Origin of the sequence: Amycolatopsis sp. NPDC050768 (assembly GCF_040654155.1) — a bacterium.
Lineage (GTDB): Bacteria > Actinomycetota > Actinomycetes > Mycobacteriales > Pseudonocardiaceae > Amycolatopsis.
Map to the genome: position 1 here is coordinate 35,608 of NZ_JBFAHL010000003.1, position 19,996 is coordinate 55,603.

The 19,996-nt window shown below is 70.1% G+C and carries 18 protein-coding genes; 10 read left to right on the forward strand and 8 right to left on the reverse strand.

Annotation, left to right across the window (positions count from 1 at the left end):
* Positions 1–51 precede the first annotated feature (51 nt).
* Positions 52–1,113, forward strand: coding sequence for an alpha/beta hydrolase (locus AB0H62_RS10355; RefSeq protein WP_220244901.1), 1,062 nt, complete (start codon positions 52–54; stop codon positions 1,111–1,113).
* Between the two features lie 73 nt (positions 1,114–1,186).
* Here AB0H62_RS10355 and AB0H62_RS10360 read toward each other — a convergent pair whose 3' ends face one another.
* Both AB0H62_RS10360 and AB0H62_RS10365 read right to left on the reverse strand, forming a co-directional pair.
* Positions 1,187–1,711, reverse strand: coding sequence for a hypothetical protein (locus AB0H62_RS10360; RefSeq protein WP_220244902.1), 525 nt, complete (start codon positions 1,709–1,711; stop codon positions 1,187–1,189).
* A 490-nt stretch (positions 1,712–2,201) separates the two neighbouring features.
* Entirely contained in the window at positions 2,202–2,795 is a 594-nt protein-coding gene (locus AB0H62_RS10365; protein ID WP_220244903.1) for a TetR family transcriptional regulator, read from the reverse strand.
* A gap of 154 nt (positions 2,796–2,949) precedes the next feature.
* On the opposite strand from AB0H62_RS10365, the gene AB0H62_RS10370 reads away from it, so the two are divergent.
* On the forward strand, positions 2,950–4,107 hold the full coding sequence (locus AB0H62_RS10370) for an MFS transporter (RefSeq protein WP_360585988.1): 1,158 nt from the start codon (positions 2,950–2,952) through the stop codon (positions 4,105–4,107).
* 15 nt (positions 4,108–4,122) lie between these two features.
* Here AB0H62_RS10370 and AB0H62_RS10375 read toward each other — a convergent pair whose 3' ends face one another.
* Both AB0H62_RS10375 and AB0H62_RS10380 read right to left on the reverse strand, forming a co-directional pair.
* Positions 4,123–4,500, reverse strand: coding sequence for a hypothetical protein (locus tag AB0H62_RS10375; RefSeq protein WP_220244904.1), 378 nt, complete (start codon positions 4,498–4,500; stop codon positions 4,123–4,125).
* A 50-nt stretch (positions 4,501–4,550) separates the two neighbouring features.
* On the reverse strand, positions 4,551–5,741 hold the full coding sequence (locus AB0H62_RS10380) for an RtcB family protein (RefSeq protein ID WP_360585463.1): 1,191 nt from the start codon (positions 5,739–5,741) through the stop codon (positions 4,551–4,553).
* 175 nt (positions 5,742–5,916) lie between these two features.
* Here AB0H62_RS10380 and AB0H62_RS10385 point away from each other — a divergent pair, with 175 nt between their 5' ends.
* From AB0H62_RS10385 to AB0H62_RS10400, 4 genes are all read left to right on the forward strand, one after another.
* The gene (locus AB0H62_RS10385) at positions 5,917–7,380 is read left to right on the forward strand and encodes a M48 family metalloprotease (protein WP_360585465.1); all 1,464 of its coding nucleotides are present in this window, start codon (positions 5,917–5,919) and stop codon (positions 7,378–7,380) included.
* A 185-nt stretch (positions 7,381–7,565) separates the two neighbouring features.
* On the forward strand, positions 7,566–9,038 hold the full coding sequence (locus AB0H62_RS10390) for a M48 family metalloprotease (RefSeq protein WP_360585467.1): 1,473 nt from the start codon (positions 7,566–7,568) through the stop codon (positions 9,036–9,038).
* A gap of 10 nt (positions 9,039–9,048) precedes the next feature.
* On the forward strand, positions 9,049–10,185 hold the full coding sequence (locus AB0H62_RS10395) for a DUF4034 domain-containing protein (protein ID WP_360585469.1): 1,137 nt from the start codon (positions 9,049–9,051) through the stop codon (positions 10,183–10,185).
* A 66-nt stretch (positions 10,186–10,251) separates the two neighbouring features.
* Positions 10,252–11,475: a hypothetical protein gene (locus tag AB0H62_RS10400; protein ID WP_220244906.1), complete on the forward strand. Its 1,224-nt coding sequence runs from the start codon at positions 10,252–10,254 to the stop codon at positions 11,473–11,475.
* Positions 11,476–11,524: 49 nt separating this feature from the next.
* On the opposite strand, the gene AB0H62_RS10405 is transcribed toward AB0H62_RS10400, so the two are convergent.
* Both AB0H62_RS10405 and AB0H62_RS10410 read right to left on the reverse strand, forming a co-directional pair.
* Positions 11,525–12,565 carry an aspartate-semialdehyde dehydrogenase gene (locus AB0H62_RS10405; protein WP_220244907.1) on the reverse strand — a complete coding sequence of 347 codons (1,041 nt, stop codon included), beginning with the start codon at positions 12,563–12,565 and terminating at the stop codon, positions 11,525–11,527.
* A complete protein-coding gene (locus AB0H62_RS10410; RefSeq protein WP_220244908.1) occupies positions 12,565–13,830 on the reverse strand; it encodes an aspartate kinase in 1,266 nt (421 codons plus the stop codon). Before AB0H62_RS10410 ends, AB0H62_RS10405 begins: the two co-directional genes overlap by 1 nt.
* A 234-nt stretch (positions 13,831–14,064) precedes the next feature.
* On the opposite strand from AB0H62_RS10410, the gene AB0H62_RS10415 reads away from it, so the two are divergent.
* Both AB0H62_RS10415 and AB0H62_RS10420 read left to right on the forward strand, forming a co-directional pair.
* Positions 14,065–14,661, forward strand: coding sequence for a nitroreductase family protein (locus AB0H62_RS10415; protein ID WP_360585472.1), 597 nt, complete (start codon positions 14,065–14,067; stop codon positions 14,659–14,661).
* 123 nt (positions 14,662–14,784) lie between these two features.
* Entirely contained in the window at positions 14,785–15,465 is a 681-nt protein-coding gene (locus AB0H62_RS10420) for a hypothetical protein (RefSeq protein WP_360585474.1), read from the forward strand.
* A gap of 67 nt (positions 15,466–15,532) precedes the next feature.
* On the opposite strand, the gene AB0H62_RS10425 is transcribed toward AB0H62_RS10420, so the two are convergent.
* Entirely contained in the window at positions 15,533–15,913 is a 381-nt protein-coding gene (locus AB0H62_RS10425) for a hypothetical protein (protein WP_220244911.1), read from the reverse strand.
* Between the two features lie 244 nt (positions 15,914–16,157).
* Between AB0H62_RS10425 and leuA the strand changes: the two genes are divergently transcribed.
* The gene (leuA, locus tag AB0H62_RS10430) at positions 16,158–17,945 is read left to right on the forward strand and encodes a 2-isopropylmalate synthase (protein WP_220244912.1); all 1,788 of its coding nucleotides are present in this window, start codon (positions 16,158–16,160) and stop codon (positions 17,943–17,945) included.
* Positions 17,946–17,955: 10 nt separating this feature from the next.
* Positions 17,956–18,927 (forward strand): YafY family protein, encoded by a 972-nt coding sequence (locus AB0H62_RS10435; protein WP_360585476.1) that lies wholly within the window; start codon positions 17,956–17,958, stop codon positions 18,925–18,927.
* 168 nt (positions 18,928–19,095) lie between these two features.
* On the opposite strand, the gene AB0H62_RS10440 is transcribed toward AB0H62_RS10435, so the two are convergent.
* Positions 19,096–19,995: an SDR family oxidoreductase gene (locus AB0H62_RS10440; RefSeq protein ID WP_220244914.1), complete on the reverse strand. Its 900-nt coding sequence runs from the start codon at positions 19,993–19,995 to the stop codon at positions 19,096–19,098.
* Position 19,996: the final 1 nt, after the last annotated feature.

Consider the following 19,996-nt stretch of genomic DNA (forward strand, 5'->3'; position numbering starts at 1 on the left):
ACCCACTATCTACTGACAAGTAACGTCGGGGTCCACAGCCGAGGAGGAACGATGGCGATCCCGCTCCAGGTCCGCACCCAGGCCGCCGCCGCGCAGCTGGTCTTCTGGCTGCCCCGGCCCGTCCGGCGGCTCATCGCCGGCCCGCCGCTGCGCCGCGACGGGCAGGAACTCGCCCTCGACGCGCAGCTCCTGCTGCGGTTGCAGCAGCTCACCGGCACCGCGCTCGTCGGCGAGACGGTCGAGGGCTCGCGGCTCGGGCTGGAGCTCGGCCGCCACCTGGTGAGCGGCAAGACGATCGAGCCCGTGGCCGTGCGCGACGTGGTGATCCCGTCCGGCGACGCGTCGCTCGACGCCACCCTCTACACGCCCGCGGGGCTGCCCGAACCGTCCGGGCTGCTCGTGTTCTTCCACGGCGGAGGCTGGGTCGTCGGCTCGCGCGCCACGCACGACAACGCCGCGCGCTACCTCGCGAAGCACGCCGGCGTGCGCGTGCTGTCGGTGGAGTACCGGATGGCGCCGGAACACCCGTTCCCGACTCCGTTCGAAGACGCGCTGGCGGCGTTCGACTACGCCCACGCCAACGCGGCCGAGCTCGGCGCGGACGCCGACCGCATCGCCGTGGGCGGCGACAGCGCGGGCGGCAACCTCTCCGCCGCGTTGACTCTGGCGGCGGTCCGGCGCGGCGGCCCGGCGCCGGCGTTCCAGCTGCTGATCTACCCCGCGGTGGACTTCACGACGCGCCGCCGCTCGCGCGAGATCTTCGGCGAGAAGCTGTTCCTCACCGACGAGTCGATGACCTGGTTCGAGGACCACTACGTCCCGGCCGGCACCGACAAGGCCGACCCGCGCCTGTCACCCCTCGTCGCGACCGACCACAGTGGACTGCCCCCGGCGTTCATCATGACCGCGGGCTTCGACCCGCTGCGCGACGAGGGCGAGGCGTACGCGGAGAAGCTGCGCGACGCCGGGGTCTCGGTCGCGGTGAGCCGCCAGCCGGACCTGATCCACGGCTTCCTGAACTTCACCGGCGTCGGCTCCCGTTTCCGCGAGGCGACGGCCGAGCTGGCCGGCGCGCTGCGGCTGGGGTTGGCGCGGCAGCAGAAGGAGAAATAGCCCCGGAAACCACCGGAGCCTGGTGCGGCGAACCGCACCAGGCTCCGAAAACCCCGTGTTCCGGGGGTGGTTGCTACGCGCCCGGGACGGGCAACGGCGGCACCGGCAGCGGAGGCACCGGCAGAGAGCCGAGCAGTCCGCCCAGGATGCCGGTGACGGCACCCAGCAGGGCCTTGAGCAGGTCGCTCACGATCTTCAGCGGACCTGGCAGGTCCGGGATCGGCGGGAGCGGCAGCGGCGGGAGCTGACGCGGCGACGCCGACGGGTCGGACAGCAGGCGGCTGGACTCGTCCGCACGGCCCTTGGCCGCCGACGAGAGCTGCTGCGTCTCCGACTGGATCGTGTAGCGCTTGCCCGCGGCGAGGTCGCCGAGGACAGGGCTGAGCTTGTCCAGGTCGGCACGCGTCAGACCGACGTTGCCGGCGTACGCGGCCTTCGTCAGGTCGTCTCGCATCTGGAGCACCTGCGCGCCGACCGCTTCGGTGGACGACGAGCCCTTGCCACCCGCAGGGCTCGCCGAGGCCATCCCCGAGGTGCCGACGGCCAGCAGACTGCCGGCGGCTACCAAGGCGATGATCCGCCCAATCTTGCCTTTCATTCCTTACCTCCTGGCCTCTGGAGACCTGACGGGTAAATCGATACCCGCCGTGTCGACCCAGCACCAGCCGATCACCGGATAGGGACGTTTTCTAACCCTTACGTGCCGAATCCGTCTTTCGGGAACATGCCCGCAATTGATTAACGTGGACGGCTTGCCCATCCCCCTGAAGATCATCATGACCGATCATGAATCAGACTCGGAGTAGCCGTCCGCCACGAATGGCCCTTCCGCTCACCCACACAGGTGTATTGCGTGATCGTTTACCCTCATCACTCCGTCGGACCGCGTGTCTCCACTGCTCCGGTCGGGGTTCCCCCACGCACGCACCGCCACAGGTGGAGTAGCCGGGTCACGGCCAGATCTCCGGCGTGGAGACCAGCGGAAACAGCGCACGAATGCGCACTGAACCACGCGAACCGAGGTCAACACATGAATGCGCAAAGACATTCACGAATTGTTTCGCGTCAAGAACAAGAGTTGCGCCGATTCAGAGCGGCAGGCCTTCTTCGAGGTGCGTGAACGCGCGTTCCAGCAGCGCGACGAAATCGACGCTCTGATCCGCCGCGGCCGCCAGCGCCGTGGAGAGGATGACGCCGACGACCGCGCCCGCCCAGTTGCGCACCTCGAAGTCGCCGCGGGCACGACCGGTCCGTTCGGCCGCCAGCTCGACGAGCATCGTGATGCCCGAGACGTAGTTGTCCATCACCTTCGCGCGCAGCTCCGGCACGGAGAACACGAGCAGCTGCCGGCGCCGCTCCTCGGCCCACACCTCGGGCGGCAGGCTGTCGTACACCTCGCGCAGCGTCGCGCGGACGACCCCAAGCAGCGTCAGGTCCTCGGGCTGCCGGCGGGCGGCCTCGACGAGCAGCGGGTCGATGCGGTCGTAGAGGACCGTCGCCTCCTTCGTCGGGAAGTAGCGGAAGAACGTGCTCGGCGAGATGTCCGCGGCCGCCGCGATCTGCTCGACGGTGGTCGTCGCGTAGCCCTGCTCCTGGAACAGCCGCAGCGCGTGCCGCTGGATCGCTTCGCGCGTGCGGGCCTTCTTGCGTTCGCGCAGGCCTGTCGGTTCAGCCGGGGTCATGCGGCGATTGTCGCGGTCGCTCTCGTTTGACAGCAACTGTCACGAAGATCGCCCCCAAACAAGTTGCACGCGCGTACCAGGATTTGCTCTCATGAGGTACGTGCCCTTCGAGCCGTACCGCCAGGTGTTGACCCTGTCCCGAGTCCGTCCGTCGATGGCGCTGATGTTCTTCGCGCGCCTGCCCATGACGATGACCGGCGTCACGCTCACCCTGTACGTGGTCACCAACCTGGGCCACGGCTACGGCGCGGCCGGCATCGTCGGCGCCGCCACCACGCTGGGCATGGCGCTGGGCGCGCCACTGCTCGGGCGCACGATCGACCGCTACGGCCTGCGTCCGGTGGTCGCCGTCTGCGGCGTCGCGTCCACGGCCTTCTGGGTCGCGGCGCCCCACCTTTCCTACGCGGTGCTGGTGGCGTGCGCGCTGCCCGCCGGGTTCCTGTCCGTGCCCGCAGGCTCGCTGGCGCGCCAGATCCTTGCGGCGCTCGTGCCCGCCGAGCACCGGCGGGCGGCCTACTCGCTCGACACGATCCTGGTCGAGGCGTCGTTCATGATCGGCCCGGCGGCCGGCATCGCGGCGATCACGTCGCTGTCGGCCACGTTCACGCTCAGCGGCATCGGCGTGCTCTTCGGCGGCACGGCGTTGCTCATCTTCCTGCTCAACCCGCCCATCCGGAACGAGGACGAGCTCGCCCCCGTCGGCTCCGTCCGGCCGCCGCTGCGGTCGTGGCTCACCGGCCGCCTGCTCGCGACGCTGCTGGTGGCCGCGGGCGCCCTGTTCTGCCTGGTCGGTACGGAGGTGGCGACGCTGGCGGCGCTGCGCTCCCACGGTGACATCGGCTGGACCGGCCTGGTCATCGCGGTGATGTGCGCGGCGTCGATGCTCGGCGGGATCGTGCACGGCGCCGTGAAGAAGTCGTTGCCGCAGGGGGTGCTGATGCTGCTGCTCGCGGCACTGGTGCTGCCGGTGGGGCTGGCGGACCAGCCGTGGTGGCTGCTGATGCTCGTGCTGATCCCCACGAACCTGCTCTGCGCGCCGACGCTGGCCGCCACCACGGAAACGGTGAGCGCCATCGCGCCCCCCGCCGTGCGCGGCGAGGCGATGGGGCTGCAGGACGCGTCGACGCGGCTCGGGCTGGCTGCGGGCAGCCCAGTGGTGGGCTTCGCGATCGACCACTCGAGCCCGGCGTGGGGCTTCGTCGCCGCGGGTGCCGGTGGTTTGGTCCTGGCCGCGGCGGGCCTGCTGTGGACGCACCGGCGCCGGTCAGCCACGGCGCCGGCGATGGCCGCGGCCGTGCAGGCGCGTCGCTGAACCAGCCGATAGAGCTCAGCTACACGCCTTGCGCAGTGCGTCGAGCTTCGCGACGTTTCGCTTGGCCCACGCGGCGACCACACCGGCGTCCTGGATGTGCTCCTTCTGCACCTCGACGTAGGAGTCCGCCATGCCGAGCAGCGCGTTCTTCACGTCCTGCTCCTGCACGTCGGCCGCCAGCGCGCGCAGGCGTTGTTCCTTGTCCTGCGCGCGGGCCTTCAGCTTGTCGGGGTCGACCAGCGGATTGAGGTCCGCCAGCCCCAGCGCCTGCGTGCACGCGCTGACCTTGTCGGCCGTCGAGTTGGCCGTGTCCACCGCCGAGTTGACCTGGTCGCACCCGGCCAGCAACGTTCCGGCGGCCGCCAGCGCGACCACCGCTCCCCACCTCGTCATGGATCCAGCGTAGCGGGCTCGCGGGGCCAGAACCGGCCCCGCGAGCACCTTCACCCCTTCACGCAGACGACCTGCTTGAGGTGCGCCACGACCTCCACGAGATCGGTCTGCGCCTCGATCACCGCGTCGATGTCCTTGTAGGCCGCCGGGATCTCGTCGACCACGCCGGTGTCCTTGCGGCACTCGACGCCGTCGGTCTGGGCCGCGAGGTCGGCCGCGGTGAAGGTCTTGCGCGCCTTCGTCCGCGACATCCGCCGCCCCGCGCCGTGCGAAGCCGACTCGAACGACGCCGTGTTCCCGAGCCCGCGCACGATGTACGAGCCGGTGCCCATGCTGCCCGGGATGATCCCGAGGTCACCCGCGCCGGCCCGGATCGCGCCCTTGCGGGTCACGAGCAGGTCGACGCCGTCGTAGGTCTCCTCGGCGACGTAGTTGTGGTGGCAGCTGATCGCGTCGTCGAACGTGGTCCCCGGGATCACCTCGGCGACGGCGAGCTTGACCAGCGCCACCATCGTGGCCCGGTTGCGCGCCGCGTAGTCCTGCGCCCAGAACAGGTCACGCCGGTAGGCCGCCATCTCGGGCGTACCCGCGACGAACACGGCCAGGTCGCGGTCGGGCAGGTCCGCGTTGTGCGGCAGCTTGCGCGCCACGGCCATATGCCGCTCCGCGAGCTCCTTGCCGATGTTGCGCGAACCCGAGTGCAGCATCAGCCACACGCGGCCCTCGTCGGCGCCGCCCTGTTCGAGGCAGACCTCGATGAAGTGGTTCCCACCGCCGAGGCTTCCGACCTGGCGCGCCGCGCGGTCGTGCAGGCCCTGCACGCCCTCGTGGAGGTCGCCGAACGACTTCCAGAACGCGTCCCAGCCGCCCACGCCGTGGACCTTCGCGGGGTTCACGGGCGTCTTGTGCAGCCCGAACCCCACCGGCACGGCCGACTCGATCCGCCGCCGCAGCCGGCCGAGGTCGTCGGGCAGGTCCGCCGCGGTCAGGGACGTGCGCACCGCACTCATCCCGCACCCGATGTCGACGCCCACCGCCGCCGGCGACACCGCGTCACGCATGGCGATCACGCTGCCCACGGTGGCGCCCTTGCCGTAGTGGACGTCCGGCATCACCGCGACGCCGTGCACCCAAGGCAGATTGGCGACGTTGTGCAGCTGGCGCATGGCTTGTTCCTCGACCGACGTGGGGTCGGCCCACATCCGGATCGGGACGCGAGCACCGTCTACCGCCGTGTACATGACTTTCCTTTCCTGGCTGGGATTCTTCGAAGAGCATCCCCCGGGACGACGAGGTGGCGCCACGGGTTTTCGCCCTGGCGGATTCGTGGACGAAACGAAATCGTGGCTCCCGGCGATATCGGGCACGATGACCGGCCAGGCGCCCGAAGCGCCCCGTGGAAGGAACCGTCCGTCCATGAAGACCTCTTTTCGAGCGCTGGCCGCCGTCGTCCTGCTGGCCGGGTTCCCGGTGCTGGTGCTCGCGCTCGTCGCCGGGATCGTCGTGGTGGAGGTGTTCGCGTTCCGCAACCGGCTTTCCCACGGGCTGGAGTTCGCCGTCTTCGCCGCGCCCGCGACATACGTGCTGTTGCGGGCGCTGTTCACCTTCGACCGCACAGGCGACGCCCCGGGTCTTCCGGTCACCGCGGAGGCGCAACCCGAGTTGTGGGCCCTGGTCCGCGAACTGGCCGAAGCCGTCGGGACCGCGCCGCCCGACGAGATCCGGATCATGAACCGGGCGAACGCGGCGGTGTTCGAGCGAACGCGCTGGTTCGGGCTGCGCGTCACGGGGCGCACGCTCTTCATCGGTGCCCCGCTGTTCGCGGGCCTGCGTGTGGCCGAGCTGCGGGCCGTGCTCGGCCACGAGTTCGCGCACTACAGCAACCGCGACACCCGGTTCGCCGGCGCGACCTACCGCGGCCGGGTGGCGATCCTACGGGTCCTGAGTGGACTCGACGGGGCGTCGTGGTTCAGCCGGCTGCTGCGGCCGCTGTTCCAGGTCTACGGCTGGGTGTACTTCGCCGTCTCGGCGCGGGTGAGCCGCGATCAGGAGCTGGCCGCCGACGTCGCGGCCGCGCGGGTCGCGGGCACAGCCGCGGCGACCGGCGCCCTGCGCGAGATCGAGGCGCTCAACGTCGCGTGGCGGGACTTCGTCCGCAAGTACCTGATGATGGGCTGGGACGCCGGATACCTGCGCGCCCAGCCGGCCGAGGGCTACCGGCTGCTGCTGACCGACGAAACCCGCGCCCACGAAACAGCGCGGCTGTGTCAGGACCCACCGGAGGAAAAGCCGTCGCCGTTCGACAGCCATCCACCGACGGCCGAGCGCATCAGCGTGCTCGAAGCGGCCGGTGTCATCTCGGGCTCCGGGGCTGAGGACCGGCCGGCGAGCGAGCTCCTCCGCGACTCCGAAGAGGTCCTCGGCACCGCGTGGTTCGCCGAACTGTCGGACGAAGGCCGCACAAAGCAGCGCACCGACTGGGACACGCTCGCCGACGTCTCTTCACGGCACGAGTTCGGTGAGCTGGCGGCGCGAGTCCTGCGGGGCCGTTCGGTGAGCGGCGTGCTCGACGCGCTGGATGCCGGGCGGTTGGAGGACCTGGCCGATCCCGACCTGCCGATTCCGGCCGACGCGGACCAGCGGGCTCGCCAGGAGCTCGTGACCGAGTCCGCTCGCATCCGGCTGTCGTTCGTGGCCCTGTCGCAGGCCGCCGGCGCGGGCGGCGCGCGGTGGACCATCTCGTGGTCGGAGGTGACCGCGCTCAGGCTGACCCCGCAGTACAGCGGAACGCTCTTCCCCGCGATCGACGCCGCCGTGGCCGGTGACACTGCCGCCCTGCGCGCGCTCGTGAGCGAACCCGGCCGCGTTCCGTCTGCTTGATTCCCGCGGCGAACGGCGTCCGCTCCACAATGGATCAACCGGGAACCGTCCGAATAGCACGATTTGCCGGAGTAACCCGGAGAACGTTGTTTCGTGAGCGAAACGAAATCGAGGTTCCCGGCGATATCGGGCACGATGATCGAGCCCGGCGCTCGACGCGCCGTCTGGGGAGGATCCGCTTTTCCATGAAAAACTCTTCGCGAGCGTTGCTCGCTGTCATCCTGCTGGCCGGGTTCCCGATCCTGGTGCTGGTGATCATCGCGGCCATCGTCGTGGTCGAGGTTTGGGCGATCCGCGACTCGCCGAGCATCGGGCTGCGGCTCGCGATCATCGCCGTGCCGGCGGTCTACGTGCTGCTGCAGGCCCTTTTCACCATCGAACGCACCCACGACGACGGCGGCTCGGGGCTGCCGGTGACGCCCGAAGCGCAGCCCGAGCTGTGGGCGCTCGTTCGCGAGCTCGCCAACGCCGTCGGCACCCGGCCGCCGGACGAGATCTACCTGGTGCCGCAGGTCAACGCGGCCGTGCTCGAACAAACGCAGTGGCTCGGGCTGCGAGTCACGCGTCGCCGATTGTTCATCGGCGCGCAGCTGTTCGCCGGGCTGCGGATCGACCAGTTCCGCGCGGTGCTGGGCCACGAGCTCGCGCATTACAGCAACCGCGACACCCGCTTCGGCGGCGCGACCTACCGCGGCCGGCAGACGATCGGCCGAGTCGTGAATGGACTGAACGGCACCAGCTGGTTCGGCCGAATGCTGCGCTCGCTGTTCCACGCCTACGCCAAGCTCTATTTCGTCGTGTCGATGCGGGTGAGCCGTGACCAGGAGCTCGCCGCGGACGCCGCGGCCGCCCGGGTCGCGGGCACTGCCGCGGCGAGCAGCGCGTTGCGCGAGATCGAGGCGCTCGCCTTGCTGTGGCGGTTTTTCCTGAACACGTACGCGACGATGGGCTGGACAGCCGGCTACGTGCCGGCCCGGCTGGCCGAGGGCTACCGGCAGCTACTGGCCGACGACAGCCGCGCGGTGGAGATCGACAAGGTGCGGCAGAACCCGCCGCAACACGAGGTCTCGCGGTACGACAGCCACCCCGCCACGCTCGAGCGCATCGCGGTGCTCGAAGCGGCGCCCGTCGTACCGGTGGCGGAAGGCGGCGAGCGGTCGGCAACCGAGATCCTCCACAACGCTTCCGCGACTCTCGACGAAGCGCTGCTCACCGGCCTGTCGACCGAAGCCCGCCGGAAGAAGCCCGCTGACTGGCCGACCCTCGTCGATGCCGCCACCCGCCACCAGTTCAGCGAGAACGCGACGAAGATCCTGGGCCGGCGCTCGCTTCAGGACCTGCTCGACGCACTCGACGCCGGAAAGCTCGCAGAGCTGGCTGACCCCGGCCTGAAGGTGCCCGCCGGCGCCGGTGCGCGGGCCCGTCGGGAGCTGCTCGGCGGGTCCGCCCGCGAGCGACTGTCCACTGTGGTCGTTTCAGCCTTGGCCACCGCCGGGTTCGCACGCTGGACGCTCTCGTGGTCCGGGCCGGCGGAGCTCGTACTCGACGCGCCCTATGCCGACACGCTCGACCCGGCCCTCGACGCCGCCGTCACCGGGGACACTGCCGGGCTGCGGGCGCTGCTGCCCGCGGCCGAACCCGACCCGATTCGTTCTTGAGAGGAAACCCATGGGACTCGTAAGCCTGCTGTTCAATCCGAGACGCCGGAAGACCGCGCTGGCGCTGGCGAAAGCCGCGCGGGAACGCGGCATGAGCGTGGCCGAGTTCACCGCTTCGCTCAGCCGTGAGGACCTGGCGCGGTACGTCGCGCCGGACAAGAAGGCGCCGAAGGTCGAGATGCCCGACGTGACGCTGTTCGGCCTGCCACCGGACGCCGACGTCACGAGGGCCGACTTCATCCCCGACCGCGAGATCGACGAGGCCCGGCAGGCGCTCGTGACCGGTGGCTGGCAGCCGGCGGCGCAACTGCTCTCCGAGATCGGCACCGACTGGGACCGGCGCGTCACTCTCGTGCGCCACCTCGGTGAGGTCGTCGCGAACGACGAGATCGGGCTGGACCACTGGCAGAGCGAGCGGCCGGGCGACGCGGACGCCGCCGCCGTCAACGCCGAGAGTCTCGTGCAGCTGGCCTGGCAGGTCCGCAGCGGGCTGGGGGCCGAGCACGTGAGCCGCGAGCAGTTCCAGAAGTTCTTCGCCATCCTCGAGTCCGCCGTGCCCGCGGCGAGTGAGGCGGCGGTGCTGGCGCCCGAAGACCCCACGCCGTGGGTGACGATGCTGGCCGTCGCTCGCGGCCGGCAGTACGACAACGACGCGTTCCGCGAGGTGTGGGAGCAGCTGGTCGCCCGCGACCCGGTGAACCTGCCCGCGCACAGTTCCGCGCTGCAGTACTGGTGCGAGAAGTGGTTCGGGTCGCACGAGCTGATGTGGGCGTTCGCCGAGGAAGGCGCGGCGAAGCACCCGAAGCTGGCGGTTCTGCCGCTCGCCGCGGCGCACGAGGCGGAGTACCGCGGGGTCGAGGACGCGTGGCGGCACCCGCTGGTCGCGCCGGCCGTCGACCGGCTGCTGCCCTGGCTCGAAGGCGAGGGCCGCGACGCGCCGGGCACGGCGACGAGCCGGGCGTACGCCGCGCGGGCGCTGGTGGAGCTCGGGCGTGGCGAAGAGGCCGTGGAACAGTTCCGGCACCTCGGCGTGCACGCGGACGCCAATATGTGGGCGTACGGCAAGAAGGGACCGATCGTGGAGTTCCGGAAGATCCGGTACCTGGCCTGTCACCTCGCCGAAAAGGCGAAGTCCACAGTGGACTGACGGAAACGTTGTCCCCGCCACGAGCGATATCCGACAGGACCGAGCTCGGCTGGGGAGGAGGTCCGGATGGCGCTGCGTGCCGTGGGGCTCCTGGTCGCGTTCTGGCTGGCGGTGGTCCTCCTCGTCGGCGGGTTCGTCGCGGCGGAGGTCGTGCTGTGCGTGGCGATGTCCCCCGCGTCGCTGGCCTTGCTCGTCGTGGTGCCGGGACTCGCGACACTCGTGACGGCGATGTGCTCGCGCGCCGGCCCCACGCCGACGATCCGGCTCACGCCCGCTTCGACGCGGCTGTGGGAGCTGGTGCACTCCGCGGCGGACGACGTCGGCGTCGAGGCTCCGACGTCCGTCCAGCTCGATGCCGGCGTCGCGGTAGGGCTCGCGTCGCGCCGTCGGCTCGTCATCGGAGTCCCGTTGCTCGCGGCGGTGAACCCGGAGCAGCTGAGCGCGTTGGTGCGTCGCGCGCTCGGCGAGGACGTCCGCTTCCGGCCGGCGATCGCGTGGGGAGTGCGGTTCCTCTCCCGCACGCGCGACAGCCTGGCCCACACGCCGCGCTGGAACGCGCCGGCCCGGCCCGCGGTGCGGGCCTTCACCGGGTACTACCTGCGCGTCGCCGAACAAGCGCTGGCCGCGCCGGACTCGGCGGAGGTGCGGTGGGAACGCGAGGTGATCGAAGAGCTCTGGGAGCTGTTCCTGGTCCGCTACGCCGCGCTCGGCCTGCGCGCGGGATTCCTGCCGGCGCGGCCGATGGCGGGCTTCCGGCAGCTGCTCGACGCCGAGCTCCCTCTCGGCGACGAGGCTCGGGCCAGCGCGCTGCTCGCCGACGACGAGACGCTCGACCACGCCTTCGCGAAGCTGCTGTCCGAGGAGCAGCGCGCCATGCCGCGCGCGGACTGGGACACGCTCGCCGATCTGTCCCAGCGGCACGAGGTCACGCGCTCGGCCCAGGAGGTCCTCGGCGGCCTCACCCTCGGGGCGGCGCTCGACCGGCTGGCCGCGGGTGAACTCGCGTTCCTCGCCGAGCCCGGCGCCGCGGACGTCGTGGCTTCCGTCCGCTACCGCCTGGCCCTCGTCGTCACGGCGGCCCTGGCGGACGTCGGAGTCGTCCGCTGGCGCATGGCGTGGCCCTGGCCGCCGGAGCTGGTCGTGGACGATCCGGGGGCGGAGGCGATCACGACCGCACTCGACGAAGCCGCAGCGCTGACGCCGGAGGTGTTGCCGCTGCGGATGCTGCTCGTGGTTTCCGGTGTGTCGCCGGACTTCCGGCCGGTTCGGCAGCTGAGCTCGCCCCGATGAGACAGGGCCGCCTTCCCGGAGGAAGACGGCCCTGTGTCACTCGAGAAAATCAGCGGTTGCTCGCCACCAGCTCCGCGATCTGCACCGCGTTCAACGCCGCACCCTTGCGCAGGTTGTCCGTCGCCACGAACAGGGCCAGGCCGCGGCCGTCCGGCACACCGGGATCGGAGCGGATGCGGCCGACGAAGCTCGGGTCCTTGCCCGCGGCCTGCAGCGGCGTGGGGACGTCCGAGAGCTGCACGCCGGGCGCGACCGACAGCAATTCCGTGGCCCGCTCCACCGAGATGGGCTGCGCGAACTCGACGTTGATCGACAGCGCGTGGCCGGAGAACACCGGGACCCGGACGCACGTGCCGGACACGAGCAGCTCCGGCAGGCCAAGGATCTTACGGCTTTCGTTGCGCAGCTTCTGCTCCTCGTCCGTCTCGAACGAGCCGTCGTCGACGACGGAGCCGGCCATCGGCAGGACGTTGAACGCGATGGGCGCCACGTACTTGGCCGGGGCCGGGAAGTCCACGGCGGAACCGTCGTGGGTCAGGGCCGCGGCGCGGGAGGCGACGGCGTTGACCTGGGCGGCCAGCTCGTCGACGCCGGCGAGGCCGCTGCCGGACACGGCCTGGTACGTGCTCGTGATCAAGCGCAGCAGGCCGGCCTCGTCGTGCAGCGGCTTGAGCACCGGCATGGCCGCCATGGTGGTGCAGTTGGGGTTCGCGATGATCCCCTTGCGCGCCTCCTTGATGGCTTCCGGGTTGACCTCGCTGACGACCAGCGGCACGTCCGGGTCGCGGCGGAAGGCCGACGAGTTGTCGATCACCGTCACGCCAGCGGCGGAGAAGCGCGGCGACTGCTCACGCGAAGTCGAGCCGCCCGCGGAGAACAATGCGATGTCCAAACCGGACGGATCCGCGATGGCGGTGTCCTCGACCGTGATCTCCTCGCCCTGCCACGGAAGCTTCGTTCCCGCTGACCGGGACGACGCGAAGTACCGCATCTCGTCCACCGGGAAACCGCGCTCCGCCAGCAGCTTCCGCATCACACCGCCGACCTGGCCGGTCGCCCCGACCACCCCGACGCGCAGACCGTTGCTCATTAGCGACCACTCCCCGCATACACGACGGCTTCTTCGTCGCCGCCGAGCTCGAACGCCTCGTGGATCGCGCGCACGGCGTCGTCGAGCTGCGCGTCGCGGATCAGCACCGAGATGCGGATCTCCGAGGTGTTGATGATTTCGATGTTGACGCCCGACTGCGCGAGCGCCTCGCAGAACGTCGCCGTGACACCGGGGTGCGAGCGCATCCCCGCGCCGACGAGCGAGACCTTGCCGACGTGGTCGTCGTACAGCACGGTCTCGAAGCCGATCTCGCCCTTGACCTTCTCGAGCTCCTGCACGGCCTTGGCGCCGTTGGCCTTCGACAGCGTGAACGTGATGTCGGTGCGACCCGAGATCGTGCTGGACACGTTCTGCAGCACCATGTCGATGTCGATCTCCGCGTCGGCGATCACGCGGAAGATCCGGGCGGCCGCCCCGGCGTGGTCCGGCACGCCGGTGACCGTGATCTTGGCCTCCGAACGGTCGTGTGCCACACCGGTGATCAGCGCTTGTTCCACGGGGATCTCCTCGATTGACCCGGTCACGGTGGTGCCCGGCTTGTCGCTGTAGGAAGAGCGGACTCGGATCGGCACGCCGTAGCGGCGCGCGTACTCGACCGAACGCAGGTGCAGGATCTTCGAACCGCTCGCGGCGAGCTCCAGCATCTCCTCGTACGGGATCGTGTCGAGTTTCCGCGCGTCCGGCACGATCCGCGGGTCGGCGGAGTACACACCGTCCACATCGGAATAGATCTCGCACACGTCGGCGCCCAGCGCAGCGGCGAGCGCGACGGCGGTCGTGTCCGAACCGCCGCGGCCGAGCGTCGTGATGTCCTTGGTGTCCTGGGAAACGCCCTGGAACCCGGCCACGAGCGCGATGTAGCCCTGCTCGAGCGCCTCCGTGACGCGGCTCGGCGTCACGTCGATGATGCGCGCGTTGCCGTGCACCGACGTCGTGACGACACCCGCCTGCGAACCGGTGAACGACCACGCCTCGGCGCCGTGCGCGGAAATCGCCATCGCGACCAGCGCGTTCGAAATGCGCTCACCGGCCGTGAGCAGCATGTCCATCTCCCGCTCCGGCGGCGCGGGGTTCACCTGCTGCGCCAGGTCGAGCAGCTCGTCGGTGGTGTCACCCATCGCCGAGCACACCACCACGACGTCGTTGCCCGCCTTCTTGGTGGCGACGATGCGTTCGGCGACGCGCTTGATCCGGTCGGCACTTTCCAGCGACGAGCCACCGTACTTCTGGACCACGAGGGCCACAGCCCGAACCTCCTTGACGGGCCGGGTCTGCTCCTGGTGGGCACCGAGGAGCCCCCGCGTCCCTTCACTTGGGCGAAAGCCTACCGGGGCCGAGGGCGCTCGCCACTCAATCGAGTGGCGGCGCACACCGATCGAGGGTGTGTCGGAAGTAAATCTTCCTTAACACCACCGAAATGTTCGAAGCCCTTCCTCCGGAGTGATGGAGAGCACTCCCGCCGTACTACGGTGCGGGACGTGCGCAAACCCGCCGAGACGAGCGTCCCCGTGAGCCAGGCCGTCGCCGAGCGCTGGAGCCCCCGCGCCTTCGACGCGACCGCCGAGGTGCCCCCGCAGGAACTGACCACTTTGCTGGAGGCCGCACGCTGGGCGCCGTCCTTCGGCAACACCCAGCCCGCGCGCTACCTCGTTGGCCGGCGCGGCGACCCCACGTTCGCCCGGATCCTGGCCGCGTTGAACACCGGCAACCAGGCGTGGGCGTTCCGCGCGGGTGTGCTGCTCGTCGGCGTGATGGTGACCACCAATGAGAAGGGCGAGGTCCCCTACGCCGAGTACGGCCTCGGCCTGGCGAGCGAGAACCTGGTGCTGCAGGCCGTGGAGCTCGGCCTGATCGCGCACCAGATGGCGGGCTTCTCCGCCGACGCGGTCCGCTCGTCGTTCGGGTTGCCGGACGCCGCCGTGCCGCGGGTGGCCATCGCGGTGGGCCACGCCGCCGAGGCCGCCGTGCTGGAGGACGAGCGGCGCATCGAGCGGGAGCTGAAGCCGCGGCAGCGCATTCCGCTGAGTGAGTTCGCGTTCAGTGGTGAATGGGGCACGCCCGCGCTGGGTGATTGACGCGCGGCACGACTGATCGCATTCACTTCGCACCGCTAAGTAATGTCGCTCGATCAGGGAACCGCTGATCGGGGCACCGCATCGAAGCCCGCACACACTGGGTGGACATGAGGAGAGAACGACATGCGTAGTCGTGTGCTGGCGGTCCTGGGGGTCTCCGCGGCGGTACTGACGCTGGCCGGCTGTGCGAGTGAGACGGGCGGCGCGCCTTCGGCCGCGTCCGGCGCCCCCGCGCCGAGCCAGAGCAGCAGCAGCGCGAGCGCTCCCGAGACGAGCAGCTCCGCGTCGTCGGGCGGCACGGGGAACACGTCGTCGGCCGGCGGTTTCACCCAGCAGGGCACCAAGCTGAAGCTGGGCGACAAGGCGATCGTGCCGTTCAAGTCGGAGGACAAGACGGGCTCGATCGGTGTCACGGTGAAGTCGATCGACAAGGGCACCGAGGCCGACCTCGCGCCGCTCGACCTGGGCGACAAGGCGAAGGGCATGACGCCGTACTACGTGCGCGTCACCGTCTCGAACGAGAGTGGCACGGACTTCTCCTACAGCTCGCTCGGGCTGATGAACGCCCTGCTCCCCGACGGTTCCGAAGCGCAGGGCGTGTCCGTGATCGGCACGTTCGACAAGTGCGACAGCGGCGACGCGGGCAAGGACTTCACCACGAAGGGCGCCACGTACGAAAGCTGCGTGCTCGCGGTGGCGCAGGCCGGCACGACGGTGACCGGCGCGTCGTACGACGAGGGTGACTACAGCGACCAGGCTCCGGGCACGGACTACGGCAGCAAGCCGATCACCTGGCAGTCCTGAACCGGGCAGTCCTGAACCCGTGCGAACGGGCCGTTCGCGCCACGGCGGGAACGGCCCGTGACCGCGGTCAGGAAGAGATCCCGCCGCCGATGCGGCGGAGGATCTTCGCGACGATCCCGGACACCACGAGCCAGAAGATCGCCGCGATGCCGTAGTTGACCAGCACCCTGAGTTTCGCATCACTCGGGGTGAAGAGGTCCTTGAAGCCGATCGAGAGGCCGTCGGCCCAGCTTCGGACGAACGAGACGATTCCGTTGCCCGGATTGGCCTCGCCGACGGTGAAGATCACGTGCAGCACGAGGATCGCGGCGAAGATCAGCCCGACCCACCGCACGAGCGTGGCAAGGAAGGAAAACGCCTGCTCACGGGTGCGTCGCCAGTCGATCTCGGCGCGCTTCGGCCGCGACTCGGTCTCCGTGTCGGGTGCCTGTTCGGCGTGCTCGCCCATGCTCGGCAGTCTGACACGTCACACCCCCGCCCGCTACCCGCTGGTAACACCCGGCGGGCACCGGAAGTAACAGTTCGATCGCGGAGGTGACTTCACAACGGCCGCGTTCCGTGGTTAAGGTGACTTCGTGGCGCGTGCTCTCCTGCTTCGCTGCCGCGACGGGGCCTGACCAGACCGGCTCCTCGTCGCGGGGCTTTGTGGTGCCGGTCGTAAGCACCCACCTCGTCAGGAGACGTCTTCACCCATGGCCACGAACGACCCCCGCACGAGCACTTCCCGCGTTCGCACGCCGTCGCGCCCGGCGCCCGCGGACCAGCCCCGCTGGAACCCGCAACGCGGCACGTCGATGCCCGTCCACCGCTACAAGCCCTGGTACGAGCTGATCGAGAACATCGAGCTGCCCGACCGCACCTGGCCCGAGAAGCGCATCGAGCGCGCGCCGCTGTGGTGCGCGGTGGACCTGCGTGACGGCAACCAGGCCCTGATCGACCCGATGTCGCCGGCGCGCAAGCGCAAGTTCTTCGACCTGCTCGTACGCATGGGTTACAAGGAGATCGAGGTCGGGTTCCCCGCCGCGTCGCAGACGGACTTCGACTTCGTCCGCGAGATCATCGACGAGGGCGCGATCCCGGACGACGTGAGCATCCAGGTGCTGACCCAGTGCCGTCCGGAGCTGATCGAGCGCACGTTCAAGTCGCTTGAGGGCGCGCCGCGCGCGATCGTGCACATCTACAACTCGACGTCGATCCTGCAGCGCCGCGTGGTGTTCCGTGAGGAGCGCGAGGGCATCAAGAAGATCGCGACGCAGGCCGCGGAGATGGTCGTCGAGCTGGCCGCGAAGCAGCCGGATACCGACTTCCGCTTCCAGTACTCGCCGGAGTCCTACACCGGCACGGAGCTGTCGTACGCGCTCGAGGTCTGCAACGCCGTCACCGAGATCTGGCAACCGACGCCGGAGAAGCCGGTGATCCTGAACCTGCCGGCGACCGTCGAGATGGCGACGCCGAACGTCTACGCCGACTCGATCGAGTGGATGAGCCGCAACCTGGAGCGCCGCGACTCGGTGATCCTGTCGCTGCACCCGCACAACGACCGCGGCACCGGCATCGCCGCCGCCGAGCTGGGCTACCAGGCGGGCGCCGACCGCATCGAGGGCTGCCTGTTCGGCAACGGCGAACGCACCGGCAACGTCGACCTCGTCGCGCTGGGCATGAACCTGTTCAGCCAGGGCATCGACCCGCAGATCGACTTCTCGGACATCGACGAGATCAAGCGCACCGTCGAGTACTGCAACCAGCTGCCCGTGGCCGAGCGCACGCCGTGGGGCGGTGACCTGGTGTTCACCGCGTTCTCCGGCAGCCACCAGGACGCGATCAACAAGGGTCTCGACGCGATGAAGGACGCCGCCGACAAGGCCGGCGTACCCGTGGACGAGTACCCGTGGGAGGTCCCGTACCTGCCGATCGACCCGAAGGACGTCGGCCGCACGTACGAGGCCGTGATCCGCGTGAACTCGCAGTCGGGCAAGGGCGGCGTCGCCTACATCATGAAGGCCGAGCACCAGCTCGACCTGCCGCGGCGCCTGCAGATCGAGTTCTCCAAGGTGGTCCAGGCCTACACCGACACCGAGGGCGGCGAGGTCGACCCGGCCACGATGTGGAACGCGTTCTCCAAGGAGTACCTGGAGTCGCGCACCCCGCTGGAGCTGGTGCGCCAGCGCGTGACCGACAACGGCGGCGGCGAGTACGACATCGAGGCCACGGTGACCGTCGAGGGCGACGAGCACGACATCACCGGCCGCGGCAACGGTCCCATCGCGGCGTTCTTCGACGCGCTGTCGACTGTCGGCTTCGACCTGCGGCTCCTGGACTACAGCGAGCACACCCTGACCCCGGGCGACGACTCGCGCGCCGCGTCGTACATCGAATGCGCGATCTCCGACCGCGTGTTCTGGGGCGTGGGCATCGACCCGTCGATCGTGACGTCGTCGCTGCGCGCGGTGGTGAGCGCGGTCAACCGCGCGAACCGCTGATGTCGTTGCGGTGAAAGCGGAGAGGCTGGTCGCGCTGCTGTTCACGCTGCAGCGCCGCCGCAGCGCGACCGCCTCTGAGCTCGCCGCGGAGCTGGGCGTTTCGGAACGCACGATGCACCGCGATCTGGCGGCCTTGCGGGACGCCGGCGTTCCACTGTGGACGGAGCAGGGCCGGCACGGCGGCTTCCGTCTCGTCGACGGTTGGCGGGCGGGGCTCGACGGGCTGACCGCGCGGGAAGCCGTGGCGCTGTTCGCGTTGGGCGCGCCGGAAGCGTTGGCGGGGCTGGGGTTGGACACCGCCGGGAGTGCCGCGCGGGCGAAGGTTTCAGCGGGGATGCCGGCCGAGCTGCGAGAGCACGCGGCGCTGGTGGCCGGGCGGTTTCACCTCGATGCGCCGGGGTGGTTCGGTGGCGCTGACCAGCCGTCGGCGTTGAGCACGGTTTCGCGCGCGGTCTGGACTCAGCGGCGGCTCGCGATTTCCTATCAGCGCAAGGACAAAGTCGCCTACCGGGTGCTGGAGCCGTTGGGGCTCGTGTTGAAGGCGGGGGTCTGGTACCTGGTGGCGCGGGTCGAGAACGCCTACCGCACGTATCGCGTCTCCCGGATCCTTGACGCCGACGATCTCGCCGAAGAGTTCGACCGCCCCGCCGATTTCGACCTCTCGACATGGTGGCGCACTTCTTCCGCGACCTTCGAGCAAGTCTCCCGCCCAGTGCGGGTGCGAGCCCGCCTGAACCGCCTCGCCGTCCGCGAACTCCGCCGCGTCTTCGGCGGCGAACACCTCGCGGACACCGTCCTCTCCCTGGCCGAACCAGACTCCGACGGCTGGGCGCCGGCGGAACTCGCGCTTGAGGGCGGCGAGATCGCCCTCGGTCAACTGGTGGCCCTCAGCCCCGGCATCGAAGTCCTCGACCCGCCGGACCTCCGCGCCGCCCTGGCCGACATCGGCACCGAACTCGCCGCCCGCAACGCTCCGCGATAACCGCCTTATCGGCCGGTTTGCCCCCCACCGGCCCGGAGACAGGCCCCCGCCCTCCCAGGGGGCGCGCCCATGTCCATTTTATCGGCCACCCCCGACAAAACCTGGTGGTCGCGCCGTTGAAGGCCCAGCTGTCCACAACTCGACTCGCCTGTGGACAACCGCCAACGCTCAGCGGTAGCCGCTCACGTCCGCCGGCTTGCCGGCGTCCGCCACCTCCACCAGGTAGCGCCACGCGTCCGGGCGGCTGCCGTCCACGTCGTCGATCGAGTAGGCCTGGGCGAGTTGGCCACTGCTGACCGTTTGGCCCGACCAGCGAGCGCGGTCCGGGTCCGCGGCCAGCGCGACGATCGCCCGGCCGCCGTAGGCCGGGGATTCCGAGATGGCGAAGTGCGGCACCTCCGCCACAGCGTCTCGCCACGTGGCTTCCGTGACGCCGTAGATCTCCAGCATGGCCTCGGAACGCAGGTAGCCCGGGGTGAACGCGACGGCCGTGCAGCCGAACGGCGCCAGCTCGGCCGCCTCGCCGATCGCCAGCGGGTGGGCCGAGGACTTCGCCAGGTAGAACGGCAGCGAGGTCCCCGCCCGATACCGCGCGTTGTACGACGCGGTTCCGTCCGTCAGCTCCACCACCAGGCCACCCGGGCGGTCGATCATCAGCGGCAGCAGGTAGTGGCTGGTGATGAGGTGCGCGTCGATCGCCAGGCGGATCATGCGCAGGCCCGCGTCCAGCGAGTGTTCCCAGACGGGTTTGCCCCATTCCAGGTGGCGGTCGCCGCCCCAGAGGCCGTTGACGAGGATGTCCAGGTGGTCCAGCCGAGACGCCAGAGCCGCGACCTCGGAGGGCACCAGGTGGTCGACCCGGATGGCCTCGCCGCGGCCACCCGCCTCCTCGATCAGAGAAACCGTCTCCTCGATCGTCTCCGGACGGTCCACTTCGGACCGCGCAGAGCCCGAAGTACGGCCGGTCACGTAAACGAAGGCCCCCGCCCGCCCCAGCTCCACGGCGATCGCGCGGCTGGCACCGCGCGTGCCACCCGCGACGAGGGCGATCTTTCCCAAAAGGTTCATA